Below are 20,979 nucleotides of genomic sequence, written 5' to 3'. Positions count from 1 at the left end.
TTTATATTATTTATGGGCAATGAGCAATGCTACGGTCTTGGTTTTTAAATCGTCTTTTGAAGCAAGCATCATCGGGGTTTCTTCGGCACTGTTGACCACAGTGGGATCGGCACCGGCATTGAGCAATAGCTTAACGGCCCTGTATACTGCTTTCGCACGTTTTTCCTCCCTTAGGGTTTCCCGGGCGCAGACCTTATGGAGTATGGTATTCCCGTTTGCATCCTGGTGGTCGACGTTCAACTGCCCCGAGTCGATGGCCAATTGAAGGAAGGCGACCGGTTTTTCGGCCAAAACATCGGTAGCGTCTACCGTTTTACCATAGTTGGTAGTGCTCTGGTACAGGTCGGCACCATCTTCCAGCAATAACTTAAAAAGTGCCAAATTCTCGGCACTATCGGTCTGCATCATCCGTATGGCCTCATATAACAAGGATTCGCCACGATTGTTTTGTTGGTCGAAATCCGGGCTGCCGTAAGCACGCATTATTTCGTATTTCTCCGATCCACCGCCTTGGGCAACGGCAAGAAAGAAGGGAGAGTTGCCCTCTTTGTCTTGGGCATTGCCATCCGCGCCCTGTTCCATCAGCCATTGCATGTAGGCGTTCTTATGAAATTCGACCGCAATATGGAGCGGTGTTTTTTTGGCGGCGTTTGGTTTGTCGATATCCAATCCTTCCTCATAAAAGAATTGCAGGTATTCTAGGCCTTTATCATAATTACGGGCATGCTTTTTAACGATTTGATGGATGAGGTTTTCTTCGGACCGATCAATGGTATTGATATCGCATCCGCCATCGACCATTATTTTTATCAGGGTCGGGTCCATTTCTGCTTCGACCGCCATTTTTAAAAAGGTCTGCCCTTCCAGTTCATCGTTGATACTTTCTAGCTTCGTAAGAAAACCCGATAAGAAATCGGCCGAATCGGAATCGTTTTTAAGCTGTTTGACGATGCTTTCGAAAATAGTTTTTTTGAAGGAATCGTACTCATAAATATCCGTTTCTATGATATCGTTAGCAATAAAAAGATCGATAATCTCAAAAGCCTTTTCCCTGATAACGGTATCAAAAATACCGGTACGTTGGTAATCATGAAGGGTTTCGGGCAAGGTTTCCCCATTTTTGAGAAGGGCCTTTGCTATTTCAAAATCTCGTTTCTGTAGTGCTTCTTGGAGGGTCATGGGCGCTTTTTTAATGTCATGCGTTACATACAAACGCAAAAATTGCTATTGAAGTGTTCGGTTTTTTTCCGATGTCAAAGATTACCTTTCCTAAGTGTCGCCCAACCGCCCAATTAAGGGAAAAAGATACCCCTGAAAGCAGTGGTCGGGCCGCTAAGCGTTCCCTTTTGGTTTTTCCATATCGCCCAACTGAATGGAAAGCGCTTTGGTCGATAATTGCACCTCTAGCAGTGATAAGGAAAGGGATAGCATTAAAAATACCAGGCTTATGCCGAATATGATGTTGGCCCAAAAGGGTTCGGCCAGATAAATTAGGAACATGGTTATGGCGGAAAGCAAAAAGCTGACGATCGCCGTGGCCTGCATGTTTTTAATGATCCCAAGGCGTTTGCGCAGTTTTTCTACTTGCAGGGCGGTAGATGAGGAAGCGGTTTCCTGGTATTTTTGGTGCAGTTGGCGGATTAGTGCGGCTATGGCCAAATATCTCGCATTATAGGCGAGCATGGTCAGTGAAATGGCCGGGAAAAGTAGGGCGGGTATGCTCAAGCTCAGTTCCATGGAAAAAGGGTGGTGTTTATTGTTCTTTGCTTTTTGGTTTTATGGGGATCCATACGGTTTCTTTGGAGTCGGGGCTATCTTTTTTGTACGCTTTTCCCAACAACTCAAAATGGGGCCGATGGTCGAGCTGATATGGGGAGCTGGGCAGCCATTGTCCGTAGATCCATTGCGCCATTTTTGGAAAGTCGGCCGGCGTTCCCTGATAGTCGAATACCGCATAGGTTCCACCCTTCAATACAAAGGGTTGAAAACCTTCCGGGACCACCGCACAATCTTCCGCTGCGATACAGGCCCATTTTGTAAAACGTTTGCCAGGGTCAAAGGAATTGAAATAGCCGACATCTTCGTATACCTGAATGGAATATTTAGGGGCGCTTACCGGTCCGTTTTTTTGGATCATTTGCGTCATAAAGGTCTTCCAAAGGTCGCCCGTTCGGTTTTCGGTGAGCGACATTGTTACCGACAGGCCTATAAGTTGTTGTTCCGGTGTTGTTTCTATTCGCGGTTCAGTTTTCATGGGTCAAGATCATTACTTGGTATGATGCGTTTTAGTGGAAGATTTCCCCCTATTGCTCGGCACGGACTACAGATTTCCAATACGTCTTCGGTCGCGGTCGGCAGGTAGCGATTTTTATGGCCCATAAAACAGCTTACTACAAACCGTTCCCCACCAACCTGATGCAATGTTGAACAATAACGTTATTGTCTTCCAATAGATAGATATATTTAAAATGCATGCTGGTTCGGCTATTCGATTTCAAAAGTGGTTTTTTCCGTTGTCCCGTTCCCCGCTATTTGTATAGTGTAGGAGCCCTTGGGCAAATAGGTTTTCCCGTTTTTTGCTTCGTTCAATGCCGTTTTGTTTTTCTTTAGATAGGCCGATTTTCCTTTTTTGGAAAATGCGAGGTCGTAGGATGCAATGTTGAGTCCCTTGTCCGCATTGATTGTGGTGCTGCTTACCGTTATACCATTGTTGGTGCTGGTACTGATGGTAAACTCGCCCGCTTTGGTGCTGTAAAACACAATATCGAGCCCCGGGGTATCCGGCTCGGCCCATGTATAACGTGGACTGCCCCAATCGGCACTGTGCTCAATAGTATCTAGCGCATATACATGAAGCGGTTTTGACAGCGTTTCAGGGGTCAATTGTTGTAAGGGAGCAATGTCGGCCTTATAAATACTACGGCCATGCGTGCCTACCAACAGGTGTTTTGCCTCGGGTTGTATCACCAGATCATGTACCGCAACATTGGGCAGCCCGTTTTGAAAACTCTCCCATGATGTTCCCCTGTTCAGGGAAACATAAAGCCCGTTATCGGTACCGACAAAAAGCAGTTGTTCGTTTTCGGGATCTTCGATGATCACGTTCACTGGGGACTTTGGAATACCAGCGCCAATATTTTTCCATGTGGCGCCATAATCTTCGCTAACATATATATAGGTACTAAAATCGTCCCATCGATATCCGTTCAAGGTGGCATATACGCGTTCTTTTTTATGGGAAGAAGCGCATACACGACTTACCCATAGCCCTTTTGGCAGGGATTCCGAAATGTTGGTCCAGCTGCCCCCGCCGTTTTGGGAAAGGTGAAGCCGTCCGTCATCACTACCGGTATAGAGCAGCCCGAATTTAAAGGGCGATTCCGAAATGGAGGTTAACGTGCCATAGGCCACATTCCCTTTTTTTCCGCCATTGGTAAGGTCGGGTGATATGGTTTCCCAGTCGTCGCCCTTATTCATGGAGCGGTGTAGTTTGTTGCTTCCCAAATACAGGATATCCTGATTGTGCGGTGATAAGAGGATCGGCGTCTGCCAATTGAAACGGAAGGGTGTTTCTCCCAGTTCGTGTTTTGGCTGAATATACTTCCGTTCTTTTCGTTCCTTATGGATTCGGAAATAATTACCGAACTGAAAGCCGGTGTACACCACATTATGGTTTCGGTCATCGATCTGTATTTGCATACCATCACCGCCCATAATGGATTTCCACGGATACTGTCCGGTCTGCTGCCAGCGCGGACTCTCCTTGGCATTGTGGGGGCCTTCCCATACACCGTTGTCCTGTAGCCCGCCGTACACATGATACGGTTCTTGGTTGTCAACGTTGATGGCGTAAAACTGCCCCACTTCGGGCGAGTTGTTTTTGATCCAATGTTCGCCGTTATCGTAGGTGATGTTTACCCCGCCATCGTTTCCATTGATCAAGTGCCCCGGCATGTTGGGATCGATCCAAAGGGCGTGGTGGTCGGAGTGCACGTTCTCGGTGCTGATGGTGGTAAAGGTTTTTCCGCCATCTTCCGATGTAATGAGGGGTACCCCTGCAAGATAAATATGGTCCGCATTATTGGGATCTACATTAATTTGGGCAAAGTAATACCCATAGCTGTAAAAAAGGTCATCGATATAGTCATCGTTCTGTAACGTCCATGTTTGCCCGCTATCGGTACTGCGGTACACTTCGGCCCCGATTACCGGGGTATCGAACAACATGGCGTTCGCATCTTCCAGATATTTGGCAAGGTCTATGGGCTTTGCCGTTCCCGAACGCACCAATTGCTTTACGTTCTCGGAGCGGTATTTTTCCTGAAAACCATTGGTTTTTAAAAACGCGTCCAGTTTTTTATCGTCCAGCTTTAAAAAGTCTGCGGTAGAAATGGTCTTAAAATCCTCCTTGCGAAGTTCATCGTTTTTTTTGGGTGTGTTTTTCTCCTTTTCCCTACGGAACTGATTGTCCAACACGGCATAAACGGTGTTGTCGTCAAAAACGGCCAACCCGATCCGGCCTACGCCTTCCCCAGAAGGAAAACCGCTTTCCGGTGTACTTACTATAGTCCAAGTGCCACCGCCATCGGTACTCTTATAAATGCCCGAGCCGGTACCGTTTCCATGAAAGTCCCAAGCTTTGCGGTCTTTTTGCCATGCCGCGGCGTATAGCGTATTGAATTGCCCCGGTACCGCGGCGATATCCACGATTCCGGTTTCCGAATCGATGAACAAGGTTTGCTCCCAGGTGATGCCGCCATCTTTGGTACGGTATACGCCACGTTCTTTGTTCGGGGAGTATAAATGCCCGAGTACGCCCACTACCACATGTTCCGGGTTGTCGGGGTCGATTAAAATACGCCCGATGTGATGTGTGTCCGGAAGCCCCATATGGTTCCAAGTAGCACCGTTATCGGTACTTTTTAACAGGCCTATACCGGCGTAGGAGGAACGGGACGAGTTGTTTTCCCCAGTGCCCACCCAAATGGTACGGGTAGGCCAATGTACTGCAATATCCCCCACATTTTGGGTGTCGGAACTGTCTAGGATCGGCGTAAAACTGGTGCCGTTGTTTACGGTATGCCAGACACCGCCCGAGGCGTAGCCTACATAAAATTCGGTGGGCTTATTCGGGTTCACGTCGATATCGACCACGCGGCCGCTCATTACCGTAGGACCGATATTTTTCAAGGGAATATGTTTTAGCAGGGAACCGGCGGTCAGTTGTCGTTTTTGCTCCAGGGATTCTTGGATGTCCAGGGCCTTCGTTGCCGGGGTTTGGCACCAAAGGGAAATAGCGGTACATAAAAAGCTAAGAAGCAACACATTTTTCATCGCAGTTTCATTTGTTTTAGGTAGGTCAAGGTAAGAAAACCAAAAGGGGATGTCAACCTTTTTATAAAAACGGTTTCCGGGTTTTTTTGCAAGGCCTTTAGAGGTAGATTTCAGGGGTGCCAACGGGTTTTATGAAATAAACTGCAAGGGTTCCGGTTTTTATTTGGACTTTTAAAAAATGGATATACTGTTAAAAATTCAAATTAAATATGAATTATTTAAAAAATATAACAATAATGCACGTTTATTTCATTTTTTTAACTAAATTTATAAGTAATAATTAAACCGAACTTTTCGTTTCGAAACTGTTATCAATATTACTAGGTCCCTAAGGCATCATGCCGATGGTGCCACCCACAATCATGGAGATTTCCGATTCAAATGATAGCGGGAACATCGTGTTGCGACGCTTCGTGGAGTAGCTAGCGCCGGTATTTGTAATGTTTTTGACAGTACCGTACTAAAAGTTGCCAAACCAGCAAGGGGTGAACAGTAAAATTCCCCAGCTTTATTTTTGAAAAGAGGTTCTGCAAAGGGCCTCTTTTCTTTTGTAAAGGCTATCCTGAGCCTAGGCGGTGGGATATTTGGATGCTTCGCGATTTCTTCCGGTATCTTTTCTACATCCAAAACACGATTGGAAGCGGGTACTTTTCTTATTTTTGACCACACTTTATCGAATTATAAATTCAAACGTAGGCAACCGACTACCGCTGACAACAAATTTGTGGCATTCATGAAATACGCACCGATTTCCAACACTTTGTTCATCAAAAACCGCAAGAAATTTATGTCGGCCATGCAACCGAAGAGTATCGCGGTATTTAATTCGAACGATCTTTATCCGATAAGCGCCGATGCCACACATCCTTTTGAACAGCATCGGGATATTTTCTATTTGAGCGGCGCCGATCAGGAGGAGACCATTTTGCTTTTGTTTCCCGAGGCATCGAACGCAGCCCATAGAGAGGTACTTTTTGTGCGGGAGACCAATGCGCATATTGCCGTTTGGGAAGGTGAAAAACTGACAAAGGAAAAGGCTACCGAAGTATCCGGAATAGCGACCATATATTGGCTTTCCGACTTCGATCGTGTTTTCTTTGATCTGATGACGGAAGCGGAAACCATTTATTTTAATACCAACGAACACTATCGGCAAGCCGTGGAGACCCAAACCCGGGAAGATCGTTTTATTTTGGACTGTAAGCGCAAATTTCCTGCCCATTGCACTGCAAAGAGCAATCCTATTTTACAACAAATCCGCGGGGTAAAAGAGCCGGAGGAAATAGCACTGATGCAACAGGCCTGTACCATTACCGAAAAGGGTTTTCGGCGGTTATTGGGGTTCATACGACCGGGGGTTTGGGAGTATGAGATCGAAGCGGAGCTGTTGCACGAATTCGTTCGCAACCGATCCAAAGGATTTGCCTACACCCCTATAGTAGCATCGGGCAATAATGCCAACGTATTACACTATATCGAGAACAACAACCAATGTAAGGACGGTGAACTGATCCTAATGGACGTTGCGGCGGAGTATGCCAACTATTCCAGCGATCTTACCAGAACCGTTCCCGTTAACGGCCGATTTACTCCCCGCCAGAAAGCCGTATACAATGCGGTACTTCGCGTAAAGGACGCGGCCACCGAAATGTTGGTGCCCGGAACCCTTTGGGCGGAATACCATAAGGAAGTGGGCAAGATCATGAGTTCGGAGCTTGTGGGGCTGGGCGTATTGGATAAGGCCGACATCCAGAACGAACACCCGGATCGGCCCGCCTATAAAAAATACTTCATGCATGGCACCAGTCACCATATCGGGCTCAATACCCACGATTACGGAGCCCTAAAAACGCCGATGAAAGCCAATATGGTATTTACCGTGGAGCCGGGAATATACTTGCCAGAAGAAAAAATGGGCATTCGTTTGGAGGACGACGTAGTGATCCAAGAAACCGGAAGCCCGTTCAACCTCATGCAAAACATTCCCATTGCCGTTGAGGAAATAGAGGGGTTGATGCAAGCACCACAATAAGGGGTATTTAATGGCGACTTTAAGGTGTTTTTCAATAATGGTGCGTCCTTTTGGTGTTAACCATGGCGAAACATTATTTTACATGGGTTCTACCTAAAAAAGGGTCTTTATTATAAAATAAAGGGAATAAATAAACTCCTTACCCTTTCATTTGGCCTTCTGTTCATTTCTTTTGCTTGCTCCAAAAGAAACGGGATCAAGGAAAAAAACATTTTTTCGTAGGGTTTTTTCAGTCCCCGACCCAAAACCTTACTGCCAACTATGCGGCCTCTGGCGCGGATCTCAGCGCTTTTCCGCTACTAGCCTTTCTAAAAGGGAAAATGTTCCACAGCATAAAATATGGGTGTTTTAAATCGAACAAATACCAGAAATGGTATAACATTATTTAGCTTGATGTTGTAAAAGACCCGAAAACTTCCCGACAAAAGCGCACGCCTTTTGCGCTGAACGATATGAAGTCTACATTTCATACCAATTTGACTTTAAAAGAAAATTAGCCTTCCCTGCAAGTTTTTTGCAGTGAAGGCACTTAATTTTGATTTTTACTGTTGCGGATGACAGCCGCGACTACCAATACGATTGGGTAAAATCCTGTATCGAATCCGAAAAAACCATAACAGTTTTTGTCAAAATTCTATTGCTTATCGATAGTTTTTATTGTTAAAAAGAAAGAAAAAGATGTAGGAATATTGTTAAATTAAGTTAATTTTGTCCTCAGTATTACCAAAAGCATGCCCTTTCCGGCGCTATATTTATCGAAATGGGCAGTGCCACCATCAAAACCAGACCATAAAATGACCAAAACGAACCAATTCCTAAGTACTGCCCTGTCGCTGTTCTGTCCGCTGTGCCTTCTGGCACAGGTACAAGACTCCTTTACCTTGAAGAACACCGAACGTGGCAACCATTCCCAAACGGAGGGCCTGTTCTATTACGACCGGAACTACAACGGCGATTTTCCCGAGCTCAGTACGAACGGCGGCGGCCTCAGCCTTTATAATCAAGATGATGGCTGGTCCGTGATATTCGATACCCAGAACATGAAATGGTTGACGCCGACCTTCGAAGGGCTGGTGGTTACCGGAGCGTTGAACGCCAGCACCCTTGATTCCGGTGACCGGCCCATAAAGATGGAAGCGCCCACATCGGGCAACCATCGCGGCAATGGAACACAGAGCGCCTCGGGACTTGCCTATCGGGTACTGCAGAACCCTGCCAAGGGCGACCCCATTTTTCAGATAAGGAGTTCGGGACAGGCCATCCGCTTTTTTGCCGAACACGATGGGTATACCGGTGCCAAGGACAACTCGGCATGGTTCGGCGGCAGTTATGCCAATTACTTTAAGGGAAACGTGGGCATCGGCACCACAACGCCCGACGAAAAGTTAACGGTAAAAGGAAAGATACATGCCCAGGAGGTACGAGTAAACCTTAACGGTGCCGTAGCGCCGGATTATGTATTCGATGCAGGGTACCGCCTACGTTCCTTGGACGAGGTAGAACAACATATCGCCGAGCACGGCCATTTGCCCAACATCCCCTCCGCGGCCGAAATGGAGGAAAACGGCGTCTATCTCAAGCAGATGAACCTAAAACTGCTCGAAAAAATCGAGGAGCTTACGCTTTACCTGATCCAGTTGGAAAGCAGGAGCACCGAGCAGGAAGCGGAGCTCGCCTCCATAAAAGAGCGGTTGGCAAGCCTTAACGGACCGACCGGTACCGACGACGAAAGCGGTCGCCGTTAACGGGAGACCGGGATATCGTTCAGGTATCGCCCGTGCACCCGCCGCGAGTTTTCCGGCATTTTAAGTGACCGGTACATGAATTTTTTCGGTACGCCCCTACCGAAGAAAGATCGATACCTATATGGAGCACGTCCGTTCCCATATCATAGGACTATCGATCAAGGACTTCCTACAACGAATAGCTTTAAAAACAATACCCTATCATCATATGAAATATCGTTCGTGTTTAAAATACGCCTTTTGTGCCTCGTTGCTATGGGCGGGCAGTTTTGCCCAGACGGATGCACCGGAATTTCCGACCCTGGCACCGCCTACGCCCAATGCCATCGCCATGCACACCTACGGCAATGGTGCAGTAAATTTTTATGTGGGCAAAATAGATGTATCCATCCCCATTTTTACCATAAAGGAGGGCGATCTTGAACTCCCGATCAGCCTTTCCTATAACGGCGGGAACGGTATAAAACTGGAAGAACAGGCCAGTTGGGTAGGGCTCGGTTGGACGCTCAATGCCGGGGGCGCCGTGTCGCGCACCAAACGTGGCGTTGCCGATGAAGCAACCGATGGAAGGGGTTTTCTGAGCTATACCGAAGTACCGCGAGAAAAAAGGAACACCTCGGGAAGCGTTACCAACATCGATTTTTTGAACGACATTGCCTTGGGGAGAAAGGACAGCGAACCCGATAAGTTCATGTACAGCACCCCTACCGGATCCGGGGCATTTTTTATCGATTATGACGCTACGATCTTTCAAAAACCCTACAAAGATGTCGGCATTCGCTACAGTTCGGGCAGTGGAAACTATCAAGATGCCGGGTTCAGGGACTGTTTCCCCGCCGGGACCATGAACGCCTTTTTTGTTACCGATGAATATGGCACCGCTTATGAATTTGAAGAAAAGGAACGCAGTAATTCCCGAAATTTGGGCGGTAGCTATTACGATCAGAGCTGCTACCCTACCAGTTGGCATTTGACCAAGATGAAAAATGCCGACGGTACCCGGGAGATCGGCCTTGAATACGAACCGTTCTTTTATTCCAATACCCGCCTTACGGCAACGGTTTCCGGGTCGAACGAAACAGAAGGCTATGTAGAGGATTATTTTTTGGGGAAAAATCTCAAAAAGATTACGTTTTCGGACGGGTCCGTAGAATTCCTTACCGCGCCCAACCTTCGCAAGGACCTGGAGAACAACCGCGCCCTGGAGCGCATTTTGATCAAGAACGGACAGGGCGTTATCGTCAAAGAGTTTTTGTTCCGTTACCGATACTTTACCCCCAACGCCCTGGAAAACGATTCCGAGGCATTACAGCTCGGGAACGGGAATCGGCTGGCCTTGGTATCGGTGCAGGAAATAAGTTCCGGTACGGAAACGAAGCCGCCCTATAGGTTCGAGTACGATACCGACCATTTTCTACCGACCACGGCAAGCAAGGCCAAAGACCATTGGGGCTTTTATAACGGTAGGACCGATAACACCAAATTTCAGGCCGAGCAGCTGGCCACTTGGTACAACGGGATCGACGGCGAATGGGTGACCACCCTTATCGGCAGTGCCGATCGCAACCCCAGCGCCGAGCATGCGCAGGCGGGCATTTTGAAGCGGGTGGTGTATCCAACGGGCGGGCATACCGATTTTGAATATGAAGGGAACACCGCGGTCAGCACGGAACTACAGGCACCGCTCAGCAATGGTTTCGAAAGTCTTACCGTACCCGATAACACGGCCAATATCGACGTGGAGCTGTATTCGAGCTTTACCGAGGCCACGGTGATGACCATGCGGGCGCTCCAATACCCTAACGGATGTACCCCCATTGTGCGGTTGGTGGATACCGCTACCGATGCCGTACGGGAATTTTCCTTTGAGTTTGCCGATGCCTCGGATATCGGTCGGTCAATGGAGCACATTATCGCCCCGGGAAACTACGATGTATCGTTTTATATGGCCGAGAACGCCACTAGCTGTAACCCTTCCAATTTTGATTACCTGATATCCCTTACCTGGCAGAACGAATCGAACGATCCCGAAAAGGATGTGGGCGGGGTACGGATCAAAAAAGTGACCGATGTGCCGGTACGGGGCACCCCCGTTTCCCGGAGCTATAACTATGATAACGATCAGGGCGTTTCCTCGGGGAGTATCGTTTCCGCACCCCGGTATTGGTTCCAGAACTATAGTTATTATGCAGGTACACAAACACCATTTCCATTGAGTTTGGCCAATAGGAGCGTATCGTCCCATTATCCCATGGTACTTACCTCGGGCAATACGGTGGGCTATGGAAAGGTATCGGTGACCAGCGGCGATGGCGGAAATGGAAAGACCGATTATTACTTTTCGTCGCCGGCAGATTTTCCGGATAAATATATCGGCTACATACAGGATAACGGCGAACGGGACGACTTCCTGTTTCAGGGAAGGTGGATCCGTACCTATCCCGTGGTCACCGAAAACTCTAGGGAGTATCTAAGGGGAAAATTATTGAAACAGGTCGATTACGAGGTTTCGGGAAATACCTATGAAAAAGTCTCGGAAACCGAAAATGTGTACCGATGGATGTCCTATGACCCCGAAGAACCGGGCCAACAGTTTGCCGCCAACAAGTCCCTAACGGTAAAAGGGATCAACATCGTACCCTCCAGCCTGGGGCAAACGGTGAGTTCGATAAAAGAGAACGAGATCCATTCCGGGTACATCCAACTGGCCGAAACGGTTTCCAAACAATATTTTGAAGGTTCGGTGATCGAGACCCGAAGCCGCAATACCTATCCCGAGGATGCCGATGGGGCCATTACCTATATGATGCCGCTGTATTCGGAGGTGCAGGTCGACAACGGTGCCTATCGCCGGACCGAAAATTTTTACACCTTCAACGCCCTCTCCAATCCCGATCGCGATCCCGGGCAAGATGGCCTGATCGCGGAGCTGGCCGACCGGAACCGACTGTACGAGTCCGTACAGACCAACGTATACGAGGGAACGGCCGCAACCGGATTCGAGGTATTGGGCAAAAGACAACAGCAATTTAAGCAACGGGGCAACGGCGCGATCGTCACCTCCACCGTCAGCACCCAAAAAGGGATCGACCCGCTGGAGGAACGCTTGGAGTTCGTGGCGTACGACGACAAGGGAAATTTACTGGAGGCCGTACGTACCGATGGCAGTCCCGTTAGCTACGTATGGGGATACAAAAGCAACCGTTTGATCGCCAAAATTGAAAATGCGGGTTACGATCAAATGAGTACCGCACAGGAAAATGCCATAGCACAAGCGATCGACGCGGCCGATAACGATACCGACGCCAACAGTGAGAATACCCTACGTCAAAGGCTCGAGACCCTAAGGACCCTTTTTCCGGAAGCGATGGTCACCACCTACACCTACGATCCTTTGGTAGGGGTCACCAGTATTACCGACCCCAGGGGGTATACCAATACCTACCGGTATGACGGTTTCGACCGGTTAAAAGAAGTGCGGGATGCCGCGGGCGACCGCGTTTCCGATTATGAATATGGTTACAAACGCAGCAATGATTGAACATACGTCCATGAAACACCTGAAACCACCATACCGGTGTATGGTAATTTTATTCGCATTATGCTCCCTGGGAGCGATCATGGCCCAAGAGGGTTCTCCGGCCGCCCTTTTACCGGGCAATTGGTCGGTGGACTATGCACGGACCAAACAGAACATGCATTCCGAAGGACGGAACTATCTTGATGAAATGCCACAAGAAAGAAGGGATCGACAAGAAACCTCCTATGCGCAACGGCAATACCACTTTACCGCGAACGGCGCCTTTGCCATCAGCTTGCAGAGCGGGCAAACGGTAAACGGCGAATGGACATTTTTGGCCGATGGCAATATGTTGGAGCTGACCCTTGGCAACGGGCAGCGACAGCAATATCGACTACTATATGTAGATACGACCACATTGGGCCTTGAGATCGATGTCCCCGATCAGGGAAAATTGTTGTATCCGGAACTTCACCTTGTAAAACAGAACTAAACCACCAAAAACGATAATATGATGTTCCCGAACAACAAACTAGGAAAGGCCCTGACCTTACTGGTCCTATTGTTTCCCTTGGCGGTACTGCCACAATACAGTATCAACGGCCCTGCGTCCGTTGATCAGGGCGATATCCACAACTATGTCGTATTCCCGAGTTCCAACATCAGCGATGTATACTGGACCTCGGCCCGGAACAACCCGATTACCCGGCGGACCCTGAGCGAGACCGGTGTTACCTTCGTAAGCGGTACCGACGACGTATTGTACGTAGAAATGACCGATGCCTTTTTCAACAACTATTTTTTGACCTTTCCGGTAAGCGTTGCCCAAACGGTCCCCAACAGACCCGCGGACCCTACGGTAGCTTCCAACGGCTGTGGGGAATCTACCCTGGGCCGTAGCGGTTCGCCCCCGAGCGGCGTAAAGTGGTATTGGCAGGGAAAGAACAGTAGCGGAAAGCTCACCGATAGGGGGAGCGGCAGCAGTTTTGTCGCAAACGAGGGAAGCGGCACCTACTACATCAGGGCCAGGGACGATAACAGTCTGGAATGGAGCTACGAACTCGGTTCGGTCTCGGTAAGCGTGCCCACCGATCCCAATGCCCCTACGGTGACCATGGTACCCTCCTGTAACGGCGGGAGCGCCACGCTGACCGCTTCGGGCGGCGGCTCCGGTGCCAGTTACCGTTGGTATACCGCTTCGGGTACCTTTATAACCACTGCCACCACCTATCGGCCCACGATCAGCACCAGCACCACCTATCAGGTACGGGCCAAAATAGGGGACTGCCTCAGTAGCGCGGTCAACGTAACGGCAGAGGCCAATACACCGGCCCTTACGGTCACCGATGGACAAAATAGCTGTTCCGTGCCCAATAGCGCTACCATGACGGCCGAGAGCATCGGTATTCCCAGCGGTACCCCCGGGGTATCGCACAGATGGTATACCAGTGCGGGGGGGAGTTCGTACGTGTCCGGCACCACCGTGTCCGGTCCGGTCCTTAGGACCACCATAACGGTATCCGGCCCTGCGGAATATTGGGTAAGCGTGGTACAAGATGGCTGTGAAAGCGCAAGAAAAAGGGTTGCGGCCACTTTTTCGGGAACCACGGCGCCCGTTCTGGAGCTTGTCGACAACGATGGCCCGCTTTGCGCCCCTGCCACGTTCGGGCTTTTGGCAAGGGGCGGTAGCAGTGGCAGCATTTACGAATGGTACACCGCGGCCAGCGGGGGCTCCCCCGTGCATACCGGTGCCACCTATACCCCTACCGTTACCGGCCCGGGGCAGACCACCTATTATGTGGGGGGCGTATTGAAGAACGGCTCGGGCTGTGATTTTCCGATCACCCCTCGCGAGGCGATTACGGTAACGGTAAAAGAGACGCCGCCCTTGGCGGAGGTGACCGATAATGCATCTTGCGGAAACGCCCAGGTCACCTTTACGGCGGTACCACGGCCCGGACAGGTGTTTTTATGGTATACTGCGGACGGGGTGTTCCTGGAAGAAGGTCCCGAGTTCACTACCCCGATACTTGGTGCGACCACCGATTATCGCGTATCGGCAAGCCTGAACGGTTGCGAAGGCCCCAAGCGTACCATCACCGCATCGGTGAACGCCCTGCCCGGGCAGCCTTCCGGGGGCAATACCGCGCGCTGCGATGCGGGGCAGGTGACCCTAACGGCCGTTCCCGGCAGCGGGGCCGACCAGATCCGTTGGTATACCGAAGCTTCCGGGGGCAGCCCCTTGAGCGCAGGGGTGAGCTCCAATACGTTGAGCTATACCACCGATATCGACGCGACCGTTACCCTGTATATAGAAAGCTATAATGCCGCCGGCGGCTGTTTTTCCGTACCCCGTAGGGCGGTACGGGCCACCATTAGCGGTGATCTGACCTGGTATGACGATAGCGATGGCGACGGGTTGGGCGATGCGGCCATTTATATCGTCCAGTGCGACCGTCCCGACGGCTACGTACTGAACAATGCCGATCTTTGCCCCGATGTGGGCTCGGAAACCAACGACTGCGCTTCCGGTACCGGAGGCGCCCCGGAAAACTACGTGTATAGCCGTACCTATCAACAGAGTGCCGATGAAATGGGCATATCGGCGGATACCGAAATCCCCTTTTTTACCGGTAACGGGGCCCTGATCCAGGACATTACCTATTACGACGGTCTGGGCCGCCCCCTACAACAGGTGGCGATCGAAAGATCGGGAGGGGAAAATCCCAAGGACCTGGTGTCCCATATCGGGTACGATACCCATGGCCGACAGCACAAGGAATGGCTTCCCCTGTTCGCCCCCGGAGATCCATTGGCCAGTTTGCGTACGGATGTGGAGACCGCTACCAAGGCCTATTACGAAGACCGTTACCGGGGCCGTCCCGATTTTGAGGGCCGTGCCGTAGAGGATATCAATCCGTTCTCGCAGACCGTTTTTGAACCGTCGCCCCTGAACCGGCCGGCCCAACAGGCGGCCCCCGGAAAGGATTGGGCCATAGGCTCGGGGCACGAGATCGCCTACGCGTACCGTACCAATACCGAAGCGGACAATGTGCGCTTTTTTGAGGCGACCCTTACCAGGACCGTCGAGAACGGCCTTTCCGTATACACCCCCGATCTGGACGATAACGGTACCTATGGTGCAGGGGAGCTGAACCGCAGGGTCACCTACGATGAAAACCATACCACGGGCAAGAACCATAGCATGGAGGAGTTCACCGACCGCCAAGGGCGTACCGTACTCAAACGTACCTATGCCGATCTGGACCGGAACGGTGACGGGGATACCGTGGACGCCGGCGAATCGGAGGTGGCGCACGATACTTATTACGTATATGACATATACGGGAACCTCGGTTACGTACTGCCCCCCAAAATGGAGGGCGCCCCCACCGATCTGGACGCCTTGGGGTACCAATACCGTTACGATCGGCGCAACCGTTTGGTGGAGAAAAAATTGCCCGGCAAAGGATGGGAACATATCGTATACGACAAACTCGACCGGCCGATCATGACCCAGGATGCCAACCAGCGGGCAAAGGGGGAATGGCTCTTTACCAAATACGACGTATTCGGCCGTGTGGCCTATACCGGCAAGGCCATTGCGCCGATAGGGGACCGACGGACGGTGATACAGCAAGAGGCCGACGGGCTGTCGGGAGCGGTCTGGGTATCGGCGAGCGAAACCGCGAATACCATAGGGCAGGCCCCCGTATTCTATACCGATGGCGCCTACCCCGCGCAGAGCTCGACGGCCGGCGTTTCGGTAAGTGAAGTACTTACCGTATCATACTACGATAACTATGTGGACCATGGCAACGGTGCCCCGATGGCATTTACCCCCTTGGGGACGACTTCCCCCGTACAAGTGGCCGACATCGCGGCCAGGGGCCTCCCAACGGTAAGCCGTGTAAAAGTATTGGACGTGGCCGGGGACGATGAGTGGATCACCTCCGTAAACTATTACGATACCAAGGGAAGGGCGATCTATACCCATGCCACCAACGAATATCTGGGTACCGTGGATATCCTGGAGTCCGAACTTGATTTTACGGGAAGGCCGTTGCGCACCAGGGCCACCCATACCCGGGAGGGTACTACCATAGTGACCGTATCGAATTTCACCTACGACCGATCGGGCAGGTTGCTCGCAGAGACCCAGTGTGTGGGCGGCGTCGGTCTGGAAAGTTGCGGCCAGGGCGGGGGGGGGACCCCGGTACAGAACCTGCTCATCGACGGGGAAACGGTGGACGATACCCGAACGGCGGGCAACGAGATCGTGGTCACCAATTCGGTTTTGGTGCCCGATGCCGTGCTGAACATTGGTACGGGGGCAAGCGGCAACGGTGGGGAAACGCAGTTGATCGCCTACTCCCTTTACGACGATCTGGGGCAGTTGGCCAGCAAAAAAGTGGGCGGCGCTGTAGATGTGGGCGACCTTTCGGCCTCCGCAGGCCTACAGGAGATCGGTTATGCCTATAACGTCAGGGGGTGGCTTACCGACATCAACGATGTGGGAAGTACCGATAAATTGTTTAACTTTAGTATGGATTACAATACGTCCGAAAATGGTAATACGCCCCTTTACAACGGAAACATCTCCGGGGTACGGTGGCGCACGGCCAATACGGACGACAGTTCTTTGAAATCTTATGGCTATACCTATGACGCGCTCAACCGGATAACTGACGCTACGGACGATACGGGACATTATAACCTATCCAATGTCGGCTATGACAAGAACGGGAATATCGAGAGACTCAAACGTGAAGGCTGGACAATTGCAAGCCCATCATTGTCCAACAATACCGGATTCGGCACGATGGACGATTTGACCTATACTTATGATAACGGAAACAAGCTCATCAATGTAGCGGACGACGATGCCAGCGATACCTTCGGGTTCAAGGACGTCAATGGTAGCGGTGTGGAATACGTATATGATACCAATGGCAACATGACATCGGATGCCAACAAAGGGATAACCGATATACAATACAACCATCTGAACCTGCCCGTGGCCGTTGCTATAGATGGGGGTACTATTGGATATGTGTACGATGCAACAGGGTCTAAATTGAAAAAGACCGTTAGTACGGGTACGATCACGGATTATGCGAATGGGTTCGTTTATGAAAACAACACCTTACAGTTCTTTCCCCATTCGGAAGGTTATGTATCCCCTAACGGTTCAGATGGATATGATTACGTTTACCGGTACAGTGACCATTTGGGGAACGTCAGACTATCCTATACCGATGCAGATAATGACGGGTCTATCGACCCGAATACCGAAATCGTAAAGGAATCGAACTACTATCCCTTCGGACTGGAACATAAGGGGTACAACAACGTTACTTCATCATTGGGGAACAGTGTGGCCCAAAAGTGGAAGTACAACGGAATGGAATATGACGAATCGTTGGGAATACAGACCTACGACTTCGGGGCAAGGAACTATGACCCGTCCCTTGGGCGTTGGATGAATATCGATCCCTTGGCGGAATTGATGACAAGGCACTCGCCCTATAATTATGCATTCGATAATCCAGTATACTTCATCGATCCCGATGGGATGTTCCCAATGGTCTTTTGGGGGCAGCAGAACGAAGATGGAACCGGAGTGATAATAGGGGGAGATGTGGGACCATTTTCTACGAATGTTTCAAAAAATGAAGATGGCACATATACAGTTGTTGAAGGTGGCGATGCCGATGACGGGGACGATAATATCTATGTAGTGGACGAAGAAGGAAAAAGGACCGGAGAGGTCATAGGGGAATCATTGACATCCCATTCGTTTTATTTCGATGACGGTACCGCTGTCGAGGGGGCGGTCATCGATGTTAATTCTACCGAAGGTCAGGAATTTCTCGACACTATAGTCGAAGAGGACCCCAGTCTTGCCGAATACATGCCCAATGCCCTTGGTGGAGAAAAATATGACCATAAGACTGACGGAATGGCAGATAGAACTAGTGGAACAGAGGAGCAGTATAAGTATAGAGGAAGTAAGGCGAGCAATGGTAAAATCGGTTCTGCCAGAGACTATGGGAACGGAGCCGCGGGAATCGTTGCAGGACGCAAGGGGATTCCATGGATCACAGCACGATTGGCTTTTGACGCTTTGGAAACTATCCAAAAGTCAGATTTAGACAATCCTTCCTATCTTCTGGGTATTAATCCCTCGATAGAAGGGATTCCGACACAGAAAGCACAGAAGCTCGGTCATACCGTAGGAAAGAGTCTATATCGACAATCACTGCGTACCAAAGGAAAAACCCCCAGTAGTATCAAAAGATTCGGAGAATAAAAAGAAAGGAAGTTATGACTTTAAAAAAAGCGGTAACCGTTCTTATACTGGTTCTAGCCTATGGATGTTCTGAAAAACAAAGCGAAATCATATACTTGTACCCAGCTGACAGATCACAGGTAGTGACCATTATCAGTAATTATACGGCGAGAGGACGGGCCATAGCAATTGGAAAACACTCGGAAATGCCGGAGAAAGGCTATGTTTTACTCGATATATCCGGAATTAGGGAGGGAGGCGATGAAATTGGGATTTGTTGGGACAAGAACGGCCATCGTTGGGAGATGGTCAACAATGGCTCAAGGGTAATCAACAATAAATTAGATACTACCCAATATGTGTTCAGAGACGAATGGTTCAAGGATAAAAGGGGAATTGCCAACCCTGAATATTATTGGCAGCCTAATTGCTTTACTGTAGGGACCCTGGACTTTTCCAAACATAAACCAAAAGAAAATGGTATCGTTGAGAGAAAGTAAGTATTCATTTAATTTTATAGTTTCCCCCCGCTCCCGCTAGTCTGTGACCAGTGGCGTTCCGGGTAAGCGCTATAGCGTTACGACCAAGGCCCACTTGGGGGATGTTGTTGTTTTTATGCTTTAGAGCGAAGCTACGTTCTTGTTGAAAAAGTCCTTGAACTTCTTTTTGGTCAGGAAAGAATCGATCATCTTGAATATCATGGAGCGTTCCTTTTTCATCGATTTTCTGCATCGGCATAAACTGGTTCTATGTCGGTTAGGAATACGGTCCAACACTAGAATGGTTACTTTTGGCAAGCTCTGAAAAACTGGCCCCGTCCCTTTACAACGGAAACATCTCCGCGGTACTGTGGCGCAAGGCCAATACGGATGACAGTTCTTTGAAATATTATAACTATTCCTACGACGCGCTCAACAGAATTACAGCGGCTACGGACGATACGGGACATTATAACCTATCCAATGTCGGTTATGACCTGAACGGGAACATCCTCGGCCTTGACAGAAAAGGACACACCAATGCAGGCGCGACGACCTTTGGCGATATGGACGACCTGGATTATGTGTACGATAGCGGGAACAGGCTGTTGAAGGTAACCGATGGCATCAACGGGACCGCTGGGCAAGGCGGGTTCAGGGACGCCAACGGTAACGGCGTGGAATACGGATATGATACCAATGGCAACATGACATCGGATGCCAACAAAGGGATAACCGATATACAATACAACCATCTGAACCTGCCCGTGGCCGTTGCTATAGATGGGGGTACCATAAGCTATGTGTACGATGCAACAGGGTCTAAATTGAAAAAGATAAAGACCGAAACCGGGCAAAATCCAAAGACGGTTACCGAATATGCTTCCGGGTATGTTTATGAGGGTAATGATACGGCTACTTCCCTTCAATTTTTTAATACCGCTGAGGGTTATGTAGAACCTAGGAATACGGAAGATCTAAGCCAAGGGTATAATTATATTTACCAGTACAGTGACCATTTGGGCAACGTGCGGTTGTCCTACACCGATGCCGACAGCGACGGGGCTATCGACCCGAATACCGAAATCGTAAAGGAATCGAACTATTATCCATTTGGGTTGGAACATAAAGGTTATAACGGCAGCGTGAGCGCCCTCGGAAATTCCGTTGCAAAAAGATATATGTTCGGGGACAAGGAGTACAACCAGGAACTGGGTCTGGACTGGTACGATGTGACTGCAAGGAACTATGATCCTGCACTGGGACGGTGGATGAACATCGATCTTCTCGCTGAAGTTCAAGAAGATTTTACGCCATACCACTATTCATACAATAGCCCTATAACTTTTTCAGATCCAACAGGTACAATTCCCGTTTATCAATCAACAGGACAGGCCACAACTGTCATAAACAAGGATGATCCTTCTCAAACGTATTTTATAGATGATGGTTATGACTTTGATTTCTATGTTTCCGATGAAGATTTTCAGACAATAGTAAACAACAGTAATGGTTCAGTATTACCATCTTCTAAATTACCTGCGACAACAGTAGCTCGATGGGTTTCGGAGGCTACT

At 49.6% G+C, this 20,979-nt stretch carries 12 protein-coding genes; 7 read left to right on the top strand and 5 right to left on the bottom strand.

The window, feature by feature from the left end; all coding sequences use genetic code 11:
• Positions 1–6 precede the first annotated feature (6 nt).
• The 4 genes from ACRD7P_RS15405 to ACRD7P_RS15390 form a co-directional block, all read right to left on the bottom strand.
• Complete coding sequence (locus tag ACRD7P_RS15405) at positions 7–1,179, bottom strand: ankyrin repeat domain-containing protein (RefSeq protein ID WP_430908531.1); 1,173 nt, start codon at positions 1,177–1,179, stop codon at positions 7–9.
• A 153-nt stretch (positions 1,180–1,332) separates the two neighbouring features.
• Positions 1,333–1,737 carry a DUF2721 domain-containing protein gene (locus tag ACRD7P_RS15400; protein ID WP_430908530.1) on the bottom strand — a complete coding sequence of 135 codons (405 nt, stop codon included), beginning with the start codon at positions 1,735–1,737 and terminating at the stop codon, positions 1,333–1,335.
• Between the two features lie 16 nt (positions 1,738–1,753).
• On the bottom strand, positions 1,754–2,254 hold the full coding sequence (locus ACRD7P_RS15395; RefSeq protein WP_430908529.1) for a GyrI-like domain-containing protein: 501 nt from the start codon (positions 2,252–2,254) through the stop codon (positions 1,754–1,756).
• Positions 2,255–2,484: 230 nt separating this feature from the next.
• Positions 2,485–5,334: a WD40/YVTN/BNR-like repeat-containing protein gene (locus ACRD7P_RS15390; protein ID WP_430908528.1), complete on the bottom strand. Its 2,850-nt coding sequence runs from the start codon at positions 5,332–5,334 to the stop codon at positions 2,485–2,487.
• A 733-nt stretch (positions 5,335–6,067) separates the two neighbouring features.
• Here ACRD7P_RS15390 and ACRD7P_RS15385 point away from each other — a divergent pair.
• The 6 genes from ACRD7P_RS15385 (at position 6,068) to ACRD7P_RS15360 (ending at position 19,423) form a co-directional block, all read left to right on the top strand.
• Positions 6,068–7,366, top strand: coding sequence for an aminopeptidase P N-terminal domain-containing protein (locus ACRD7P_RS15385; RefSeq protein ID WP_430908527.1), 1,299 nt, complete (start codon positions 6,068–6,070; stop codon positions 7,364–7,366).
• Between the two features lie 794 nt (positions 7,367–8,160).
• A complete protein-coding gene (locus ACRD7P_RS15380) occupies positions 8,161–9,111 on the top strand; it encodes a hypothetical protein (protein ID WP_430908526.1) in 951 nt (316 codons plus the stop codon).
• Positions 9,112–9,232: 121 nt separating this feature from the next.
• Positions 9,233–12,652 (top strand): hypothetical protein, encoded by a 3,420-nt coding sequence (locus ACRD7P_RS15375; RefSeq protein ID WP_430908525.1) that lies wholly within the window; start codon positions 9,233–9,235, stop codon positions 12,650–12,652.
• 40 nt (positions 12,653–12,692) lie between these two features.
• A complete protein-coding gene (locus tag ACRD7P_RS15370; RefSeq protein WP_430908524.1) occupies positions 12,693–13,124 on the top strand; it encodes a hypothetical protein in 432 nt (143 codons plus the stop codon).
• 18 nt (positions 13,125–13,142) lie between these two features.
• Positions 13,143–18,944, top strand: coding sequence for a DUF6443 domain-containing protein (locus tag ACRD7P_RS15365; RefSeq protein ID WP_430908523.1), 5,802 nt, complete (start codon positions 13,143–13,145; stop codon positions 18,942–18,944).
• A gap of 14 nt (positions 18,945–18,958) precedes the next feature.
• Positions 18,959–19,423, top strand: a complete 465-nt coding sequence (locus tag ACRD7P_RS15360) for a hypothetical protein (protein WP_430908522.1) — start codon at positions 18,959–18,961, stop codon at positions 19,421–19,423.
• Positions 19,424–19,427: 4 nt separating this feature from the next.
• Here the strand turns inward: ACRD7P_RS15360 and ACRD7P_RS15355 are convergent, their stop codons facing one another.
• Positions 19,428–19,661, bottom strand: a complete 234-nt coding sequence (locus ACRD7P_RS15355; protein ID WP_430908521.1) for a hypothetical protein — start codon at positions 19,659–19,661, stop codon at positions 19,428–19,430.
• A gap of 52 nt (positions 19,662–19,713) precedes the next feature.
• Here ACRD7P_RS15355 and ACRD7P_RS15350 point away from each other — a divergent pair.
• The coding region (locus ACRD7P_RS15350; RefSeq protein WP_430908520.1) for an RHS repeat domain-containing protein at positions 19,714–20,979 on the top strand (1,266 nt) is incomplete at its 3' end.

Origin of the sequence: Maribacter sp. 2-571, from assembly GCF_050589625.1 — a bacterium.
Lineage (GTDB): Bacteria > Bacteroidota > Bacteroidia > Flavobacteriales > Flavobacteriaceae > Pelagihabitans.
This window is presented reverse-complemented; position numbering and strand designations above follow the sequence as displayed.